This window comes from Mojavia sp., from assembly GCF_059505145.1.
Genome location: NZ_JCACKA010000028.1, coordinates 68368 through 88249 on the forward strand (window position 1 = coordinate 68368; position 19882 = coordinate 88249).

Consider the following 19882-nt stretch of genomic DNA (forward strand, 5'->3'; position numbering starts at 1 on the left):
CTGTTAATAAAAGGCAGTTTTTTAAAGGTTTACTAAGATTTTTTTAATTAATTTATTCAGATAAAAATAAGCTTTTAGAGTAGAGATGAAATACCCAGGCTGCTATTAGATAGCAACTTATGTCAGCTTCCATTAAAGGCTGTTCAACTTATATTGAGAATAAATATCAACTATCCAGTGATGCAACAATACAGTACAATCTGAGGCTACATAAACAAACTCCTTACATCTTGTCTAAATATCTAACCCAATAATGGTTAATTCGGGTGGATGCTCGACAACGAACTGATAATATAATTCTTGTGTTTCTTGGGCTGGAATAGTTAAATTCCATTTTAAAATTCCCATTTCACCAAGTTGAATTTGTGGGTTGCAACGGGTGAGGCGCACTTTAATATGTTCGTTGCGGCTAACTGGCAATTGCTCAGTTAATTCTAGATGAGTTTCTTGGTTGAGTAAGTTAGTAATTCTTAATCGATAACTATAAATGATGCGGCGCTGGTTGCCAATTAATTTTTTGTCTACTTGGCGTTCAATTAAGTCACGCTCAATTTTTAAACTTTCATCAATTCCTAAGTTAATTTTGAATTCTTGCCCTGGTGCAATATTCTCTAACTGAGTTGTACCGATAAAAACACCATCGCGGAAAATATTCGCTTTACCTGTTAATAAAGTTGCACCATCTAGTCTATTTTGTACTTTGGCTTGCAAATAAGCAAAGCTGACCAAGCGTGGCATGGCTACGTAATCGAAACTACTAGGATAGTCATCGTTAAAAATCGTAGTTTTATGTGGTGTGCCATCACTAGGAATGTTTCCACCACCGTTGAGTTTAAAGCTGACTACACTTCCTTCTTTGGTTACTTCTGCAACAACAGTTTCAGCGGCGATCGCACTGTTTTGTGCAAAGTCATCTTGTTCTTGCTCATTTACAGCACCAGCAGGAGCAGACTGAGCCGCTATAGCCATCGGTGGGGAAATGGCTGGTAATTGTGTGACTCTTCGGCTCATGAATTCTGGTGCTGGACGTGGGGTACTGATATACCAGGGTTCAAGTTTGGGTGGAAGTGTACCTAATCCTGGTTTAGCTGTAGAAAGAGTGAGAGCTACACCTAGCCAATCTTCACCAGTGCTTTGAGTAACTTCTGCTAGGTAGTTCAGATGTACAATATCGCTCGTATTGCTAAAGCGTAAGTCATAAAGCGGAATCCAACTCGCTTGATTCACCACATAGGAAAGCTCTAGTTCAAAGTCGCCTGCACCAGCAACTTCAACTGTCACAATTAAGCTCAAACTTTCTTTGGGATGAAGTGTTTGGATTTTGTCCAATGAGGCGCGAAGTACTTGTAACTGCTTTTCTAATTCTTGTTGTTGGCTTTTGCACTCTCCTGAAGCGATCGCATATTCACTATACTGGCTGCCTAAAAAGTTGAGAAAATCTAAAGTTTCGCTCAGACTGAGATTTTTTCGTGCCAAACTCTGAGAAAAAGGTTCTTCTGTTTTTTCGCGTAAGCCTTCGATAAAATTAGACTGCAATGCCAAAGCGTCTATTTGCGCTTGCAGGTGGCGTTTTTCTGCTTCTAGCTGTCGGATCTGCCTCGTCAATTGTGCCACACGTTCTGCAACTGGTTCAGTAGTGTAGATGCGATCGCTGCTCACTCCCAGTAAGCGCACCCCTACCGTACCTGTACCACTTACTCTCACGGAATCAGTTTCTAGAGTTACTGGCAATGAGGTGATGGCTAATTCCTGTTCTTGTCCTGTTAAGGAAACACTTCCCCGTCTTATCACCAGAGCTTTGTCACTATACACTGTCACAGCTACAATCTGGCTTTGTACTGTTGTGCGTAAAGATGGTGTTTCCGGGTTAACCATTGCCAGTTCTCCCCCATTTTTAATGGTTCTGCTGGTTAATTGTTAATGGTTAGAAGTCTAGCCGTCAAGACATTATATAGATTTGAATTCAAAAGTTGGAAATTCTGCACAGAACTAGGAATAATTAACCACATTAACCGCTGATCAATACTGAATCATAATCTACCTTTCCCCAGCCCCTTCTTCATTCTTGACCTTGCTCAAATGTACCCCAAGCAAAAGAAGTGTTTTGCTCTATAAAATTCTTTGCTGCATCTATAAGGTAATCATAATAGGTGCGAGCAACAATAGATAGCTGTTTACCAGAAGGGTAAACCATATACCAAGTTCGCTTAATCGGAAAGTGTTGAACATCCAGAATGCTTAACTCTGATGTGTCTTGTATTAAGGTATGGCGAGATAAAACAGAAATTCCTAATCCACCTGCGATCGCTTGTTTAATCGCCTCATTACTCCCTAATTCCAGCTTAACGTTGGCTTTTACTTCATGTTCCTCGAAGAGGCTTTGGACTGCACGGCGGGTTCCCGAACCTGGTTCCCGCATAATAAAAGGTTCTTGGGCAAGGCGTTCAATAGGGATATTTTTCTCTTTCGTCAGTGGATGATTAACAGGAGCAAAGACAACCAAAGGATTATCTAAAAAAGGTTGGCAATTCACATCAATATTTTCTGGAACTTGGCTCATAATGTACAAGTCATCCATATTATTGATCATTCTTTCCAAGATGCGTTCGTGGTTTGTGACTTGTAGCGAGATATCTATTCCAGGATAAAGTTGGCAAAATGGCCCTAACAAACGCGGTACAAAATATTTTGCTGTTGTAATCACTGCCAAGCGTAATTGCCCCTGTTTTAGCCCTTTTAAATCTGCCACTTTCATTTCAAATTGGGCTATAGTTTCAAAAATTTGCCGACAAGTGGCAAATAATTCTCGTCCCGCCTCTGTCAAATATAGGCGCTTACCCACCTGTTCAAATAAAGGCAAACCGACCGATTTTGTCAGTTGCTTAATCTGCATGGAAACGGTAGGTTGGGTGAGAAACAATTCCTCAGCTGCCCGAGTAAAACTACTGTGCCGTGCAGCCGCCTCGAACACCTTCAACTGGTGTAGTGTTGCTTGGTTCAAGGGAGATTCTCCTCTAATAGTGACTCTATGGATATAAATCTAGTATCACTGAATACTTGCAATTGATGAAGCATTAATACTACAAAAATTTTGAGTTCTATACATAGATAAATCTCTATTAATTATATTAAAAAACACAAAAAATTGGAGTTTTATGTATCAATAAAACTCTATCAACGCTATTAAAATAAAGATATTTTACTTATAGAGCGGAGAAGTTATTATCAGAACAACAAGCAAAGCGTAAGATGCCTTCCAACTCAAGATGAATGCTGAATACTGAATCCTGAATGAGAGTTACTCACAATTTATCATTCCTAATTCATAATTCACCATTCATCATTCTTCTACTTCTAATATTTTGACGGGTAACTGAGCTAAATCTGGCAACTGAAGCATCTCTATTTCCGCAACTTGCTCCTTGATATTAATTGGCAAGTTTAATGGTTGACGTTCTTCTATCCAGCAACTTGCTAATGGCAATGTTTGCTCTAATTCATCGAGTGGTCGAGGAATCACCATAACTGCGTTCAGATCCCCAATGCGTTCTGCCTCAAACATTCCAGCTTCTACTGCTACCGCAACATTTGCCACTGAGCCACGAATAATGGCTGTACACAAACCCGCACCAATTTTTTCATATGCTGCCAAATGGACATCAGCAGCCTTGAGCATGGCATCACATGCTCCTACCATCGCCGGAAATCCCCGCGTTTCGACCAAACCAACTGCTTGGTTACTCAAACGGCTATAATTTCCTTCTTCCATCAGTTTGCTGAGACGATTAGTAATAGGCAGCACTACCTCCAAATTGGGATAAGGACGGGGAATCACTAAGCTAGACACCAACTGACCAAACTGTTCAGCAGTTTGCACACCAGCTTCTACAGCAAGACGTACATCCGCAATACCACCCCGAACAATTGCAGTACAATGACCGCCACCAATTTTTTCATAGCCAACTAAATGAACCCCTGCCGACTTCAGCATCATATCCGCTGTGCCAACTATTGCCGGAAAACTGAGGGTAGATACTAAACCCAAAGCAGTGTCCTTGAGGCTATCTCGACGTTGGGAAGCCTGAACAGTGCTAATAGCCCGTTGATTAAATGTTTCCATGTGGAGTCTCCAGGATACTCACGAAACTGACAACTTACAATTAACACTTATTCAGACTGATCGTCAGAGATTGGTTCATTTAGAGACTGCCGATGGGGAAACAAGGTGACTAACAGCCTTTGGATGCTCCCTGTACCATAAATTTGAGTACCAAAACTATTGGGTGATTCGGTGGCATTTTGGCTGGATTGTGAGTCCTGGCTCAGTTCTTTTGGCACTTTTGCGGCTTCCTCTACGTTGGAACTACCCAAATCGGACTTTTCTGCAACAGGAGGAGATTCATCTGTCGGATTAGTAGCAGGCTGAGGTTGGGAATTAGGTTTGTGTGGGAACTGTAAGAAAACTCCAGCAGAGAGATTAGTTGAGGAAATAGTCTTGTTTTCATCTCTATTTACCCCGTTGTTTCTTTGTCTGCCGATCAAATTCTTTCCTTCCTTCGCCGCCTGCGTACCTGTAGAAGCATTAGTTGTTGGTTCCGGTTCTGTAGCACCAATACGCCGACTAGTGTCTCCCAAAATTGAACCAGGTGGAACTACTTGCCCAGATGCAACCGAACAATAAAAGACTGTTGTTGCTGAACCAACACAAGCATTCGTTCCTATTCTACCTTGACCAATCATGAGAAAACCGGCTCCCAAGTTTGCTCCTGCTTCTACTTCTAGGGTTCCTTCATTAACTTGGAGAATCGACCCCATGCCAATACAAACCCCCGGGCCAATGATGATCTTGCCGTTTAAAGCCGCTTGGAGTATCACCCCTGGTGCGAGTACCGCACTCGGATGAATAGTCACCTCGCCACTAATATAAGAATCAAAGTTATTGCTGAGGCGCAGTGGCGGCACAGACATGAAAATTGTAACCTCGGAAGCCAGAAAATTAGAGTAGTAATGAAGTGCTGAGTAAATTTCATTTTAGATTACAGTTTCAAAATTGAAACAAGTCTAAATGTCATTGTTCTGAGTCGAAAGTCAACTTGATACTCAGCAACGCCACTTGCAACAAGAACGGCTCGCCGTCCAACGCACTGGCTCCTCAGCACTCAGCACTCTTGACTTAGTACTGCTATGGGCGTTGAATAATTGTTTCCAATACCCGACGCTTGGCTTTGGGATCAATCCCGATTAAGCGCACATATTCTCCTTGATATTCAGCAAGGTGCGCTTCTAATGTGGCGATCGCTTCTCTTTCAGAATTCGCCTGGATGGGGCCACTGCTAGTCCAAGAACCAGTGCGGAACCGTCTTTGGTCTACGTGCTCAACGCTAATTTTGTAACCATTAGCTAATAGTTGCCGTAGTTGTTCTACTACTTCGCCACTCAAGCGGGTACTATTTGTTTGTTTTGTTTGTGCAGTTGCTGTTGGCGCACTGGCACTAGCGAATGATTTCTGGCTGCCAGATGTAGATGTGTTCACTGGGCCATTAGGTCGTTGGATAATGCTTTCCAATACCCGACGTTTAGCTTTGGTATCAATCCCAATTAACCGTACATACTCGCCTTGATGGTTGTTAATACAGTCTTCAAGAGCTGCAATTACTTCATTTGTAGAACTAGTATTAATTGGCTCACAACTTTGCCAGGAACCTGTACGGAATCTCCGCTCATCTACGTGTTCTGTACCGATTTTATAACCGCCTGCCAATAGTTGACGAATCTGTTCTACGGTTTCAGCACTGAGTTGCCCACTGCCATAACCGTTACCATTACCATTACTATTACTATTAGCTTTGTAGCTGCCATTCGACTGAGCAGCAGGTGCCCTAAAGCTAGCAGATGCTTGCGCTGTGCCATCTGGACGTTGAATGATGGTTTCTAACACGCGCCGTCTACCTTTGTCAATGCCAAACAGGCGGACATATTCTCCACTATGCTCTGCTAGACAATCTTCTAAAGCTGCAACTGCTTCGCCGACTGATCTAGCTTCTAGCGGCTTGCAGCTAGTCCAAGAACCAGTGCGGAACCGCCTTTGGTCTACGTGTTCCGTACCAATTTTATACCCTTGCTCTAACAGATAGCGCACCTGCTCTATTGTTTGTGCACCCAAGCTCTTGCTCGACACTTCACTACTCCTTTCTAGCTCTAAAACAGTAATGCCATTACTTGTAGAAGATTTCTTTAATCCATCCCGAATGGATGTAATACATTTACTATCAGCAACACAGAGGTAACCCGTTCGCAGTGCCTGATTAATTCCCACCACATGATGGGTAAATTCCTGATCCTGCGCTTGTACATCTGGTAAGCGGTCAGCTTGCTGTTGATTAGTAATGATCGCTCCCGAAGGTACATACTTACCAGGGGGAATTTCTACATCTTGAATCAAAGCGTGCATCATTACAATGCAACCTGCACCCACTCTGGCATTAAATACCGTAGAGCGAAAGCCAATAAAAGAATTATCCCCAACATAAGCTGGCCCATGAATTAGGGCCATGTGGGTGATGGAAGCATTTTTACCAATCCATACCGAGTATTGCTCTTGGTCATCACCAATTACTCGACCTTGCTCCAATCCATGAATTACTACACCATCTTGAATATTAGTGTTTTCACCAATGAAAAACGGTGTACCTTCATCTGCTCTAATCGAAGTTCCCGGAGCAACGATTACATTGGCACCTATACGCACGTCTCCAATAACCTTGGAAAACGAATGTACAAATGTGCTTTCATGGATTTTTGGCTCAGCTAAGTTCCTAGACCACGGGGTTGGGGGAGCCACCGTGTTGCTGACTGCCATTGCGAGATTCCTCCTAAATTAAGCTTTTTGTCATTTGTCATTGGTCATTTGTTGCCACTTGTCTCAAACTAGTGACTAATGACCAATGCCTAATAACTAATGACTATCTATATTGGTCTTTTTTGCTGTAAATGAGACGATCTTCAACATGAATAGTATCAATTATCGCCACTACTGCTGCATCTAACGGACGCTGTTCATTTCCCAAAACTTGACGAGCGGCACTGCCACGGCTGACAAGTACCCACTCATCTACTCCTGCACCAACATTATCCGCTGCTACCTCGTATTTTGGCAGGAGGTTTCCTTCTTCATCTACTAATTGCAACAACAGTAGTTTCACACCTCTAAGACTTGGATCTTTTTGCGTGCTAACTACTGTGCCACGAACTTTGGCAATTTGCATTACAAATTACGGTCTTCTGCCGAAAGGACGAATAGCGTTCACATTTTCACGGAACTGCTCTACGTCTTCGGTATAACGAATTGGCAGGACGTATTCTAAGTTCTCATGAGGACGAGCAATAATGTGGGTAGACAGGACTTGTCCGCCGTTAACTCGCTTCACTGATTCAACTCCCGCCGCTACAGAAGCTTGTACTTCTGAAACGTCTCCTCTAACGATTACTGTAACCCGACCACTCCCGATCTTTTCATAACCTACCAAGGTGACGCGAGCTGCTTTCACCATTGCATCTGCTGCTTCCACTACTGCTGGAAAGCCAAGCGTTTCTACCATTCCCACTGCGATCGACATTAGTTCTAACCCTTAATTAAAGTTTTTAGTTCTAGACAACAGAAGTACTCAAGAAGGCAACCCCGTTAATGACTTTGTTGAACCGATTTTTAAGTGCGGAACTGTTCTACGGCTTCGGTGTAACGAATCGGCAAGACATATTCTAAGTTTTCATGAGGACGAGCAATGATGTGGGTGGATAACACTTCACCACCATTTACTCTTCTGGCTGCTTCCACCCCAGCCGCAACTGAGGCTTGCACTTCTGATACATCTCCCCGCACAATCACGGTAACTCGCGCACTACCGATTTTTTCATATCCCACTAATGTTACACGAGCAGCTTTCACCATCGCATCAGCAGCTTCTACAACTGCTGGAAAGCCTTTAGTCTCAATCATTCCAACTGCAATTGGCATCGCAGAACTCCTACAAAATTAATCCAATCAGTACTGAGGTTTGAAATTTTTGACGGGGAAGCTCATCTTGAGCTAAGAAAATACTTCTAAATTAAGCATAAGAAAGCTTGGCGTCCCTGGCAATATAAATTACTATAATAGTTTATAATAAAAGTGTTTAAGAAAACTTAACACAAATTAATATTGGCATTTGGCTAATGAAATTTCACGGATTGCTAGAGTAGCCAATTCAGCTTTATAATTTTTTAATTACATTGGTTTAACTCAGGTTAATAAGCTCTAAAATCCCGCTTAATCAGGAGTGACCGGAGCCGGAAGATTTTGCTGTAACTGCCTTTTATTGGTTTGTATTATCTATGTAGGTATAAACTAAAAGGTATATAAGTTTTTATAATGATCGATATAAATTGACGATGTAGAAGTAGGAATTCCAATGCTATAAGTAAAATATACTCCAAGAATTAAATATTTTTATTTTGACATAACAGTTTTTATAATTATGTAATGTCAAGCTAAATATAGAAATTATATTTTGTATAAGCTCATTTAAAACAAAACATTGCATCCTGAGTCGTCAAAGGAAATTTAAATGAATCATTTTCTCTACATAACAAGTTGGTTGGTACCTTTGTATGGTTTAATAGGTGCTATTTTAACTTTGCCGTGGGCAATGGGCATTATTCGGCAAACAGGGCCAAGACCTGCGGCATATTTTAACTTGTTAACGACTATTGTCGCTTTTGCCCATAGCCTATCGATATTTCAATATATCTGGGATAAAGAGCCAGAAATTATATTAATTAACTGGTTCAAAGTAGCGGATTTAGATTTATCATTTGGATTAGAAATCTCGTCAGTCAGTATTGGGGCAACGGTTTTAATTACAGGGCTAAGTATATTAGCGCAAATCTACGCCCTAGGTTATATGGAAAAAGACTGGGCGTTGGCGCGCTTTTTTGCACTGATCGGATTTTTTGAAGCGGCACTGAGTGGTTTAGCCATGAGTGACTCTTTGTTTCTCAGCTATGCCCTTTTGGAAGTCCTGACGCTTTCGACTTACTTGTTAGTAGGATTCTGGTATGCACAGCCCCTAGTAGTGACAGCAGCACGGGATGCATTTTGGACGAAGCGGGTAGGAGACTTGTTGCTGCTGATGGGTGTAGTGGCGCTTTCTAACTTAGCGGGTAGTTTGAACTTTTCCGATTTATATGAGTGGGCGCAAACAGCTAACTTAGATTCAGTCACTTCGACTTTACTAGGATTGGCATTGATTGCTGGGCCTGCGGGTAAATGTGCCCAATTTCCTCTGCATCTGTGGTTAGATGAAGCGATGGAAGGGCCGAACCCGGCTTCAGTATTACGGAACTCACTGGTGGTGGCTGGTGGTGCTTATGTTCTATATAAAATACAACCTTTGTTGGTTCTGTCCCCAGTGGCGCTCAATGCCTTGGTAATCATGGGCACGGTGACAGCAATTGGTGCAACTTTAGTGTCCTTAGGTCAAATTGATATTAAGCGGGCACTATCTCATTCCACCAGTGCATATATGGGGTTAGTATTTTTGGCGATGGGGTTGCAGCAAGGGGGTGTAGCCTTGATGCTGCTGTTAACTCATGCGATCGCTAAAGCTCTATTATTCATGAGTTCTGGTTCCATAATCTATACAACCCACACTCAAAACCTCACAGAAATGGGTGGTCTGTGGTCGCGGATGCCAGCCACTACCACTGCCTTTGTTGTTGGTTCTGCGGGGATGGTAACACTGCTGCCATTAGGAAGCTTTTGGGCAATGCTGTCCTGGGCTGACGGCTTTGTTAATATTAGTCCTTGGGTGATTGGCGTATTAGTGATAGTCAATGGTTTGACAGCTTTAAATTTAACGCGGGTATTCAGATATATATTTTGGGATACACCGCAACAGAAGACTAGACGTGCCCCAGAAGTAGGTTGGCAGATGGCATTTCCAATGGTGACTTTGACCATCATGACGCTGTTATTACCTTTGATGCTACAACAATGGTACTTACTCCCTGATTGGGAAAGTATTAATTGGTACGTAGTAGCAATATTACTGGTTTCTACGCTAGTGGGCGTCGGTATAGGCTCTACCATGTATCTGCAAAAAGCATGGTCGAGGTCTAGAATTCTGGCATGGAGATTCATGCAGGACTTATTGGGTTATGATTTCTACATTGACCAAGTTTATAAAGTGACTGTGGTAAGTGCAGTAGCGCTACTTTCTAAAATTTCTGCATGGAGCGATCGCTATCTGATTGACGGTCTAGTGAATTTGGTTGGGTTTGCGGCAATTCTTAGTGGGCAAAGTTTAAAGTACAGCATTTCTGGGCAATCCCAAGGTTATATGTTGACAATCCTAGCAGTCGTCAGCGTATTGGGTTTTTTCATTAGTTGGTCATTAGGCCTACTAGATAAGTTGCCTTTTTAACAGCCCTGGGTAATGAGTCCTGAGTTCTAAGTGAAAAGCTTAGGAGTTAGTAATTATTCTTTCCCTGCTCCCCCATTTATATCTTTAACTAGTTCTGTTTATGCTGAGTGCTTTGATTTTAGTGCCATTGTTTGGTGCAGCTGTTATTGGTTTTTGGCCCCCTGGTATGAGTGGGAAACTCTCCCGTGGGTTAGCTTTAGTTTTTGCCAGTATCGCTTTCTTGTGGACAGTCATTTTAGCAAGCCAATTTAATCCTAGGGAAGTCAGCCAACAGTTTACTGAGTTCATACCTTGGGTGGATGCCTTAGGCTTGAACTATAATCTTGGAGTAGATGGTTTATCCTTGCCTTTGCTAGTTTTGAATGGGCTGTTAACTTGCATTGCTATCTACAGCAGCGATGAATCTTTGCAACGTCCGAGATTTTATTACTCATTGATACTACTGTTAAGTGCTGGTGTAACAGGAGCCTTTCTAGCGCAGGATTTACTACTATTCTTCCTGTTTTACGAGTTGGAATTAATACCCTTATATCTTTTAATTGCTATTTGGGGTGGTGAAAAGCGGGGTTATGCGGCTACTAAATTCCTTATTTATACTGCTCTTTCAGGAATCCTGATTTTGGCAAGTTTCCTCGGACTAGTTTGGTTGAGTGGTGCTTCTAATTTTTCGTTAGGAACCTTGAATGCTAAGTCTCTACCCTTAGCAACGCAACTTTTATTGCTAGCAGGAATTTTAGTTGGTTTTGGCATTAAGATTCCCTTGGTTCCCTTCCATACATGGTTGCCAGATGCTCACGTTGAAGCTTCCACACCTATTTCAGTGCTATTGGCTGGGGTATTGTTGAAATTGGGAACTTATGGCTTATTGCGGTTTGGCATGAATTTGTTGCCAGAAGCTTGGAATTATCTGGCTCCTGGATTGGCGACTTGGGCAGTAGTGAGCGTACTTTATGGTGCATCCTGCGCGATCGCCCAAAAAGATATGAAAAAAATGGTAGCCTACAGTTCCATTGGACACATGGGCTACATACTTTTAGCCGCAGCAGCAGCCACACCGTTAAGCATTTTAGGTACTGTCATGCAAATGGTGAGCCATGGCTTGATTTCCGCACTGCTGTTTCTGCTAGTGGGAGTTGTGTATAAAAAAGCTGGTAGCCGCGATTTAGATGTCATCCGGGGACTGCTGAATCCAGAACGGGGTATGCCTGTCATCGGTAGTCTGATGGTTTTGGGAGTTATGGCTAGTGCAGGTATACCGGGAATGGTAGGGTTTATTTCCGAATTTGTAATTTTTCGGAGCAGTTTCGCAGTTTTTCCAATCCAAACCTTATTATGCATGATTGGTACAGGTTTAACTGCTGTTTACTTCTTAATCCTCGTTAATAAGGCCTTTTTTGGGCGCTTATCTGCACAAGTTGTCAACTTACCGCGTGTGTATTGGAGCGATCGCCTGCCATCTATAGTTTTAGCTGTTGTGATTGTAATTTTTGGTATCCAACCTGCTTGGTTAGTACGCTGGACTGAACCCACAATCACAGCAATGGTAAACACCCAAAGCTTAGTGGCTACAGTTTCCTTAGACAAAGTAAAAGGCAAAAGTTAAAAGGCAGGGATTAAGTTTGTAGTGGCTAATAGACGCTACTACAAGCAAATCTGCGATTTCCTATCCCGTAACTTTATTTTTACCTTTTTGGAGCAATAGTAATGGTAACTTTTAAAAACAAGCCTTATAACAATCCTTTAGCGGACTATATTAAACGCTTGCAAACAGGAGAAGCACTACTTGCTGATAATCCAGAGAATGTTCTAGAGGTAGTTGGCATTCTTAAAAGCTATGGTGTAGTTTTAGATGCTTATTCAAACAATCTTATCTACATTGCTGAGAAACAATTTTTAGTATTTTTTCCCTTTTTTAAATACTTTAATGGAGAATTTTCTTGGCAGAAATTACTCCGTCACTGGTGGCATGACAGAATTAATTTTGAATATGCCGAGTATTGCATGAAGTCCATGATGTGGCACGGTGGCGGTGGGCTAGATACATATTTGGATACAAAAGAATTTCAACAAACAGCGCAAGCTGTAATTGCAGCCAAATTTAAAAACAATCTCTTAATGAAGGGAATGCATCAACTATTTCCTGACTTCTTAATTGAACAGTTGCGTGCTTCTGCATACTACAGTGGCTTAGGTCAGTTTTGGCGCGTGATGGCTGATATATTCTTGAGCTTATCAGACCGCTATGATCAAGGGGAAATCAAAACAATTCCCGAAGTTGTAGAACATATTAAAGTAGGGTTAGTAGAAAGTGCAACCAAGCCAATTACTTACGAGGTGAAAATTGATAACAAAGTCTATGAAATCCTTCCCAAAAAAGCTGGTTTAACCTTCTTAGCAGATACAGCAATCCCTTACGTAGAAGCAGTTTTCTTCCGGGGAACTCCTTTTTCTGGCACAGTTACATACAACGCCCAAGCATATCAAATTCCCCCCGATCAAGCTCGCTTTCAATATGGTGCATTATATGCCGATCCTTTACCCGTTGGAAGTGCAGGTATTCCTCCCACCTTATTAATGCAGGATATGCGGCATTATCTGCCAGACTATTTGCATGAAGTGTATCGTCGCAGCCTCCGAGGTGAAGATGATTTGCTAGTGCAAATTTGTATAAGTTTCCAAAAATCGATGTTCTGTGTAACTACGGCAGCGATTTGGGGATTGATGCCTTATCCTTTAGATAGCCAAGACCCATCTGAACAACAAGCTAATCAAGTCTATTTAGAAAAGTGGATGGAACGCTTTAAAAATTCTCGGTTGCTGGATGTTAATCAATAGATTTAGAGTAGTACTAAACAAAAACGACAGAACAATTTGTAGTTGCAATCATCAAGGGAATTTGGGGTCAGCAGAGAACGGTAAAAGCTAAATTTTTGAGAATTGAAGAGGAAGTGCAATCGTTACTTCCAGCAAGTTTACCTTTCACACCTGGCTAGAGATTCAAACCCAATAGTCTAGAGATAGCAGGTAATAATTGATTACCAGTTTTTACTAAATTTGCAGAACTAGGTAAACTTGCCAGCGTACCTATCAAAATCTTGAATGCAGTTCTTGCTAGCCTCCGGATGCGTCCTCCTTCAGAACTTTTCCCGGCTTCAGCTAATGCCATTACCTGTTCCAATGCTTCTGCTTTATCTTCAGGCTCTAATTGTTGATCAGCTTCAATTTCTGTTTGCAACTTTTTCAAGAGATTTGCTAATTCTGAAGCTTCTGGAGAATCTAAATCTTGAAGTTGAGCAATACTGCTAGAAACGAGGTGATTGGCATCAATAATTGTGGCCTCAGTTATTATAGAGTCACTCAGTTTTTCAATGTAGTTACCCCTTGTAACTACAACTCTTTCACCGTTTCTAAAAATCTTTCTCTGTTGCTGGGCAGCAACTAAAGCTGCTTGGATTGCTGAATTATCAGGTTGAAGTACCAATGCTTGTCTAAATTGTTCCTTTGCTGCGTCAAACCTTCTTTGCTCCATTAGCTCTTGCCCATAGCTAAGTAGAGCTTGGATAAATCCTTCCTTGTTCCTAATTGGATCAACTTTGTATGCTCGCGCATAAAGTTCTACTGCTAGGTCAAAATCTTTGATATCTATGCACACCTCAGCTAGTCTAAATAGAGCATCAAAATGGTTGGGATTAGCTTGTAATACCTGCTCATATAATTTGAGTGAGTTTTGTAAATCACTATTTTGATATAGTTGTATAGCTTGTTGATAAATACGATTTGCTTGTTCATCCAGCTTCTCTAATTCCCAAATTTCTCGCCGTAAAGGATACCGCTTCACTAACCAGCGACGCACTAACTCAACTGTCAGTTTGTACGAATTTAGGTAGGCTAACTCTGGTATTTTAGAAACCCCTAATTGCTTTAAGAAGCCCCACTCTAACAATTGCTCTTCTGCTATATGAAATGCCTCAGTCAGAGCAACACCATACTGCACCAGCCGTGTTAAAGGTTCTCCTTTAATTACAGATATTTTCTGTTGTTGAGCTTCTGCTACTGCTGAGAAAACTACTCGTTCCGGAAGTGGTAACCCATCTCGGAACCATGCTAAACCAGCCTCGCCAATCTCAATTGCCTCATCTACAATATTTTCCACATCTTTGCGAGTCATTTGCCAGTTCTGTTCCTCTCTGGCCTGTGAGAAAAGAGCGAAGCAGATTACTTGTGTAAAATAGGGATGCCCTGCTGACAATTCCAAAATTGCATCTATGGCGTCAGGCTCATATTTGAGAACTTTCTCAGCAGGTTTAGTAATTAGCTGTTCTGCACTATGTCTATCCAGTAGACCAATTTCTCGATGAGGAGCTTGCCTAAACAAACTGAGTAAGTTGGGCATATCATCTAATTGCCGCCCCACAACTGGAATGATAAAAAGTTCTCTGTGCCAATAGACAATAGACTGGAGGCAGGGAAAGAAGTGAGAAACAGCGGAATCTTGGTTAGAATCACCCAAAACATCAAACTCATCCAGCAGAAGTACCAAATTCTTACCGTCTATTGCCTGATAAATTTGAGGTAAGAAATGATTAAAAAATATTTGTGCATCTTCTTCTAGTTCAGTTTTTGAAGGTAGAAACACTTGGATTTCGGACAATTCCAGGTAATCAATAATATCCCTTGCTAGGTCATGGAGAACTTCACTCAGGGGTTTCTGACTTTTACCTTCTAGCGAAAGAGGTACAAATAAAAACTCTTCTAATTTAATAAAGTGGGGAATTTGGGACAGCACAGACGACTTACCAATCCGACGTTGACCATGCAGCAAAATCACCTGTGCCCTTTTATTCAAATTGTCTTGGACAAAATTGAATAGATCCTCACGCCCAAAAAACAACTCTGGTTCATAAATTGGGCGACCAATAATATAGGGATTATCTTCCCAATCGGTTGAAGAAACCATTTTCGCCAACTCCTCCTCAGAGGAAGTAGATCCCGATGTAATTGTAATGCTGAATGTTCTATTTTAAATGTAAATTTAAGTATAAATCAGGTTAAAATTACTTCTCAAGTTGGGTCGCCTGCTAGTTTGCGAGTAATCCATACTAAAGACTGCACTACATCTCGATGCTGCCATATCCAATGGATAGCCTTTTGCACTGTCCCCGCTTGCTCACGGCTCATTAAATTGAGAAATACTTTCTCCCGCCCTTGAAGTTGGGCTTCGTTGCTGTTATAGATTTCTTGGATTACCCACCACTCCATCATTGATGAATTAAAAGTATAAACAGTTTTCCCTTCCTCTAATGTGCGCTGAATTACTCCCCGTTCTTCGAGATCAATCAGTTCTCGACTTCGTTGGCTGAAGACTAAGTCCATGTCGCCTAGAGCATATCGCGTGTTTTTGTTCAGACGACCTTGCAGACGAACAAGGGCAATCAGCATCATTAAAATTTGCTCCTCTTCGGTAGAAAACCTCCAGGTATCTCGAAAGTATTGCTCGGTAGCGCTTTCAAAATCCCGTGTGAAGGCTTGAATATTAGGAGTTTGTCCAGCTTGCAGGGTATCGTATAGCAGATAACCAGCATTTTGAAGCAGTGCTGGATGCCCATCAATAATTTCTAACACTCCTGCTTTTAAAGTGCTGGGAATGGGGATGGTGAGTTGAGTGTTGACTTCATTGGCGGGTAATGGTCTAAGCAGCCGGAATAGATAGTGATTGTACCACGGGGAACCACTAGGTGTGATTTTTGGCCCAAGTTCGTTGAGACGGCGAAAGGTGGTAACAATACTTGAGAAGTATTTGCCTTCATTGCTGTGAACTGCCAAATCACGAAACTCACTCAAGAAGGTCAGCATTTGGGTTTCGGTGTATTGACCGTTGGGATGAAGAGCTGCGTCATAATCATCTAGCAACAGCAACAAGAACTTGTCACGTTGCCCAATTTTTCTGAGCATTCGGCGCAAGTCGCCCTTTTCCACTCTTTCTTCTTGCAATAACTGTTGAATATCAGCTTGTAGGGAATCATCACCCTCAGCCTCATCTTGCAGCAGGCTGAGGATCTCTCGCCAAAAACCAGAAGGTGTAAAAGGACTGATACCTGTACAGTTAATAGAAACTATGAAGGCTTTCGATGCATCTCTTCCTCGCGCCTGCCAGACTATCGGTGAAGCGATAAATCTCAGCAACGAAGACTTGCCCATACCTGGACTGCCGTAAATAGCCAAGTGAGCGCGCCTAGATATCTGATCAAAAGCGGTTCTAACCTCAGAACTACGTCCGAAAAAGTAATCTGGAGGCACTGGCCCACCGACGAAGAAGGGATTTTGTGACATCTGCTGAGAATCTAGAGTTAGTTTAAGCAAGCCAAAAGATAAAACCAACTACTGGTAGTAATTCTGGCTTTTTGAGTTATGCAATTTAAATAACAGCTTAATTACATTATTAACTTACCCAGGCGATCGCATCCTCTCACACTGCAACTAAATAAGCGCACAAATGCGATCGCGCCTGTTTTTTGTTATTGCATATTTGCAGAATGAATTTTGTTCAAAAATTACGCTTCAGGTTCAATGCCTAAAGCTCGCAATTGTGCAGTCAGGCGATCGGCTCGTTGTTGTTCCTGTTCCGCCCGTTGGGATTCTTGTTCGGCTCTTTCTTCACCAGTCAACAACAAATTACCTTGCAAATCCCACCAGCGCAGCCAGGGTAATTCAGCGTTTTGATATTGTCCCTGCCAAATACCTAACTCAACTCCCAAAGGGGTTATGGCATAATGTCCGCGCTCATTTGCTGCTAATAGCTGATATCGTCCACCAATTAATTCGTAAACTTCGACGCTGGCTTTATTCACTTCATAAATGCCGTAAAACGGAGTCCGAATCACCTGCTCATAAATCCAAAATTTTCCCTTCCAAGGGGTTTTGTCTCGCTCCTCATTACCATTGCCAGAGACAAATTCTAATATAATCAGCGGAGCGATATACTCTTGCCACAGCACATAAGACCTTCGCGTTTGTCCATTCAACAAAAGCGGTACATTCGGTACATAGAACCAATCGGGAGCTTCTGCTCCTCGTTCTGGCGGGTCAGTAATACGCCAGTATATGCCTAAGTCCTGACCAATACAATATTGACTATCAGGATGTAATTGCTTGAGGACAGGTGTAATTGAGTCAGTCAGTAAGATGCTTTGGGGATGGTCTTGCCAATTTTTCACAAATGTACCATCAGACTCAGGAAGCTGCGTATGGTCTGGAAGGGTACTTCCAGAAGTGGGTGGGTTGATTGCAGAGGTCATAAGACTACCTTTGCATGGGTAAGGGTTGTTTTTTAGTTTAACAATGAAAGCGAGGAGGGGCGATCACATTTCACCTGATTGCCAACAGGGGAGATGCAATCGCCTCAACTAGACTACTTCGCTACTACTAAATTAACTGGTGCTACCCCAGCCAAATCCAAAATTTGCGGAATCAAATCTTCGCGCTTCACCGCCATCATGTGGACACCATGACACAATTGTCGCGCTATCTGCACTTGTTCGGCTGCAATTTTTACTCCTTCTTCTAAGGGGTCTTTGGCTTTTGCCAATCTATCAATAATGTGTTGGGGAATATTTACACCCGGAACGCACCTATTAATAAACTGAGCATTCTTTGCCGATTTCAACAGAAAAATTCCTGCCAAAATTGGTTTTTGATAGCCAGCAGCTATTGTGTCCATAAACTTTTCTAGCCGCTCAAAATCCGTAATTAATTGACTTTGAAAAAACTGCGCGCCTGCTTCAATTTTGCGTTCAAATCGACTTTGTAAACCAGACCAACTTGCACACTGCGGATCGACAGCTGCACCAGTAAATAAATCTAGTGCCCCATCTGTTAGGGGTTGTTCATTGCTGTCAAACCCTTGATTCATTTTTCTTACTAGTTGCAGCAATCGCACAGCTTCTAAGTCAAAGACGGCTTTGGCATCGGGGTGATCGCCTGCTTTTACGGGGTCGCCAGTAAGAGCCAATATGTTACGGACACCCAAAGCATGAGCGCCCATCAAGTCAGCTTGTAGACCAATCCGGTTGCGATCGCGGCAAGCTATCTGACAAATTGGCTCAATGCCATTTTGTAACAAAATCACTGACGCTATTAACGAAGACATCCGCAAAACTGCTCGGCTACCATCGGTAATATTGACGGCATGAACCCTCCCCTTAAGGGTCGCCGCCATTTTGAGCATATGTACTGGATCTCCGCCTTTGGGAGGTGCTACCTCGGCGGTAACTAAAAATTCACCCGCTTGCGCGGCTCTACGGAAGGAGTTTCCAACCGTGTTGCTGTTTTGGCTATCAGGCATAACATCATAAGGATTGTGATTTTCTTACAGGGTAAAGCAAATCACACCCAAAAGCTAAAACCTTAAAGAGGTACAGAGTAACCCAAAGCAGCTTTCACTTGTGCCAGAGTTTGGTTAGCGATCGCTTGGGCTTTCTGCCGCCCTTCCCGCAACACCGATTCTAGATAGCCTTTATCATCCATTACTGCCTGATATTTATCTTGGATCGGTTTGAGGGCAGCGATCGCTGTTTGTGTTAACAATGGCTTAAATTGTCCCCAACCCATATCTTGACACTCAGCCGCTACCTCTTCCTTAGTTTTACCAGCGAGCAGCATATATAGTGTTAACAGATTGTTACACTCTGGCCGCTCTGGATCGTCGAAAGTTAAACCACGAATTGGATCGGTTTTACAACGCTTAATCTTATTGGCAATTTGGTCTGGTGTATCTAATAAATTAATCCGGCTTAATTCCGATGGATCTGACTTCGACATTTTGCGAGTACCATCGGTCAAACTCATCACCCTTGCACCTTCTTTACGGATCAAAGGTGCTGGCAACTTCAACACTGGTTGATCTGGTTTGGCGAATAAGTGATTAAACCGATTGACAATATCCCGCGTCAATTCTAGATGTTGCTTTTGGTCTTCCCCTACAGGCACTTGATCTGCTTGGTATAGCAAAATATCAGATGACATCAGCACTGGGTAATCTAATAAACCCACACCTACATTTTCACCCTGTTTGACAGCCTTTTCCTTGAACTGGATCATGTCTTGCAACCAGTTGAGGGGTGTAATACAGTTGAGCAACCAGGTGAGTTCACTGTGTGCCGAGACGTGAGATTGCACAAATATAGTGGAGTGATTTAAATCCAGACCACAAGCCAAATAGAGAGCAACAAGGGTATAAGTATTAGATGCCAACTCTGTAGGCTCATGTGGTACTGTAATCGCGTGTAAATCAGCTACGAAGAGGTAATTTTCGTATTCACTCTGGGCTTCTACCCAGTTACGAATTGCTCCCAAGTAGTTGCCTAAATGCAAATTCCCAGTTGGTTGAACTCCCGACAGAACGCGCTGCTTGCCCATAATTTTCA

16 protein-coding genes are annotated in these 19882 nt (G+C 42.3%); 3 read left to right on the forward strand and 13 right to left on the reverse strand.

Annotated elements, in window-relative coordinates; genetic code table 11:
- Positions 1-234: 234 nt before the first annotated feature.
- From AC5JL8_RS04130 to AC5JL8_RS04165, 8 genes are all read right to left on the reverse strand, one after another.
- On the reverse strand, positions 235-1875 hold the full coding sequence (locus AC5JL8_RS04130) for a mucoidy inhibitor MuiA family protein (RefSeq protein WP_495878510.1): 1641 nt from the start codon (positions 1873-1875) through the stop codon (positions 235-237).
- A 184-nt stretch (positions 1876-2059) separates the two neighbouring features.
- Complete coding sequence (locus tag AC5JL8_RS04135; protein WP_495878511.1) at positions 2060-3001, reverse strand: LysR family transcriptional regulator; 942 nt, start codon at positions 2999-3001, stop codon at positions 2060-2062.
- Positions 3002-3340: 339 nt separating this feature from the next.
- Entirely contained in the window at positions 3341-4120 is a 780-nt protein-coding gene (gene ccmO / locus AC5JL8_RS04140; RefSeq protein WP_495878512.1) for a beta-carboxysome assembly protein CcmO, read from the reverse strand.
- 47 nt (positions 4121-4167) lie between these two features.
- Positions 4168-4968, reverse strand: coding sequence for a beta-carboxysome scaffolding protein CcmN (gene ccmN / locus AC5JL8_RS04145; RefSeq protein ID WP_495878513.1), 801 nt, complete (start codon positions 4966-4968; stop codon positions 4168-4170).
- A 214-nt stretch (positions 4969-5182) separates the two neighbouring features.
- A complete protein-coding gene (gene ccmM / locus AC5JL8_RS04150; RefSeq protein WP_495878514.1) occupies positions 5183-6859 on the reverse strand; it encodes a beta-carboxysome scaffolding protein CcmM in 1677 nt (558 codons plus the stop codon).
- A 103-nt stretch (positions 6860-6962) separates the two neighbouring features.
- The gene (gene ccmL, locus AC5JL8_RS04155) at positions 6963-7265 is read right to left on the reverse strand and encodes a beta-carboxysome shell vertex protein CcmL (RefSeq protein WP_495878515.1); all 303 of its coding nucleotides are present in this window, start codon (positions 7263-7265) and stop codon (positions 6963-6965) included.
- A 6-nt stretch (positions 7266-7271) separates the two neighbouring features.
- On the reverse strand, positions 7272-7616 hold the full coding sequence (locus tag AC5JL8_RS04160) for a carbon dioxide-concentrating mechanism protein CcmK (RefSeq protein WP_010995041.1): 345 nt from the start codon (positions 7614-7616) through the stop codon (positions 7272-7274).
- Positions 7617-7705: 89 nt separating this feature from the next.
- Positions 7706-8014 carry a carbon dioxide-concentrating mechanism protein CcmK gene (locus tag AC5JL8_RS04165; protein WP_015209255.1) on the reverse strand — a complete coding sequence of 103 codons (309 nt, stop codon included), beginning with the start codon at positions 8012-8014 and terminating at the stop codon, positions 7706-7708.
- A gap of 589 nt (positions 8015-8603) precedes the next feature.
- Here AC5JL8_RS04165 and AC5JL8_RS04170 point away from each other — a divergent pair.
- The 3 genes from AC5JL8_RS04170 (at position 8604) to AC5JL8_RS04180 (ending at position 13295) form a co-directional block, all read left to right on the forward strand.
- Positions 8604-10460, forward strand: coding sequence for an NAD(P)H-quinone oxidoreductase subunit F (locus tag AC5JL8_RS04170; RefSeq protein WP_495878516.1), 1857 nt, complete (start codon positions 8604-8606; stop codon positions 10458-10460).
- A gap of 100 nt (positions 10461-10560) precedes the next feature.
- Positions 10561-12063 carry an NADH-quinone oxidoreductase subunit M gene (locus AC5JL8_RS04175; RefSeq protein ID WP_495878517.1) on the forward strand — a complete coding sequence of 501 codons (1503 nt, stop codon included), beginning with the start codon at positions 10561-10563 and terminating at the stop codon, positions 12061-12063.
- A gap of 101 nt (positions 12064-12164) precedes the next feature.
- Positions 12165-13295, forward strand: coding sequence for a CO2 hydration protein (locus AC5JL8_RS04180; RefSeq protein ID WP_495878518.1), 1131 nt, complete (start codon positions 12165-12167; stop codon positions 13293-13295).
- Between the two features lie 154 nt (positions 13296-13449).
- Here AC5JL8_RS04180 and AC5JL8_RS04185 read toward each other — a convergent pair whose 3' ends face one another.
- The 5 genes from AC5JL8_RS04185 to trpS all read right to left on the reverse strand — a co-directional run bounded on the left by AC5JL8_RS04185 (position 13450) and on the right by trpS (position 19874).
- Positions 13450-15417 carry a tetratricopeptide repeat protein gene (locus AC5JL8_RS04185; RefSeq protein ID WP_495878519.1) on the reverse strand — a complete coding sequence of 656 codons (1968 nt, stop codon included), beginning with the start codon at positions 15415-15417 and terminating at the stop codon, positions 13450-13452.
- Positions 15418-15521: 104 nt separating this feature from the next.
- Positions 15522-16790 (reverse strand): ATP-binding protein, encoded by a 1269-nt coding sequence (locus AC5JL8_RS04190; protein ID WP_495878520.1) that lies wholly within the window; start codon positions 16788-16790, stop codon positions 15522-15524.
- A 221-nt stretch (positions 16791-17011) separates the two neighbouring features.
- Positions 17012-17755, reverse strand: a complete 744-nt coding sequence (locus AC5JL8_RS04195; RefSeq protein ID WP_495878521.1) for a Uma2 family endonuclease — start codon at positions 17753-17755, stop codon at positions 17012-17014.
- 113 nt (positions 17756-17868) lie between these two features.
- The gene (locus AC5JL8_RS04200; RefSeq protein WP_495878522.1) at positions 17869-18801 is read right to left on the reverse strand and encodes a methylenetetrahydrofolate reductase; all 933 of its coding nucleotides are present in this window, start codon (positions 18799-18801) and stop codon (positions 17869-17871) included.
- Positions 18802-18863: 62 nt separating this feature from the next.
- On the reverse strand, positions 18864-19874 hold the full coding sequence (gene trpS, locus AC5JL8_RS04205) for a tryptophan--tRNA ligase (RefSeq protein ID WP_495878523.1): 1011 nt from the start codon (positions 19872-19874) through the stop codon (positions 18864-18866).
- Positions 19875-19882: the final 8 nt, after the last annotated feature.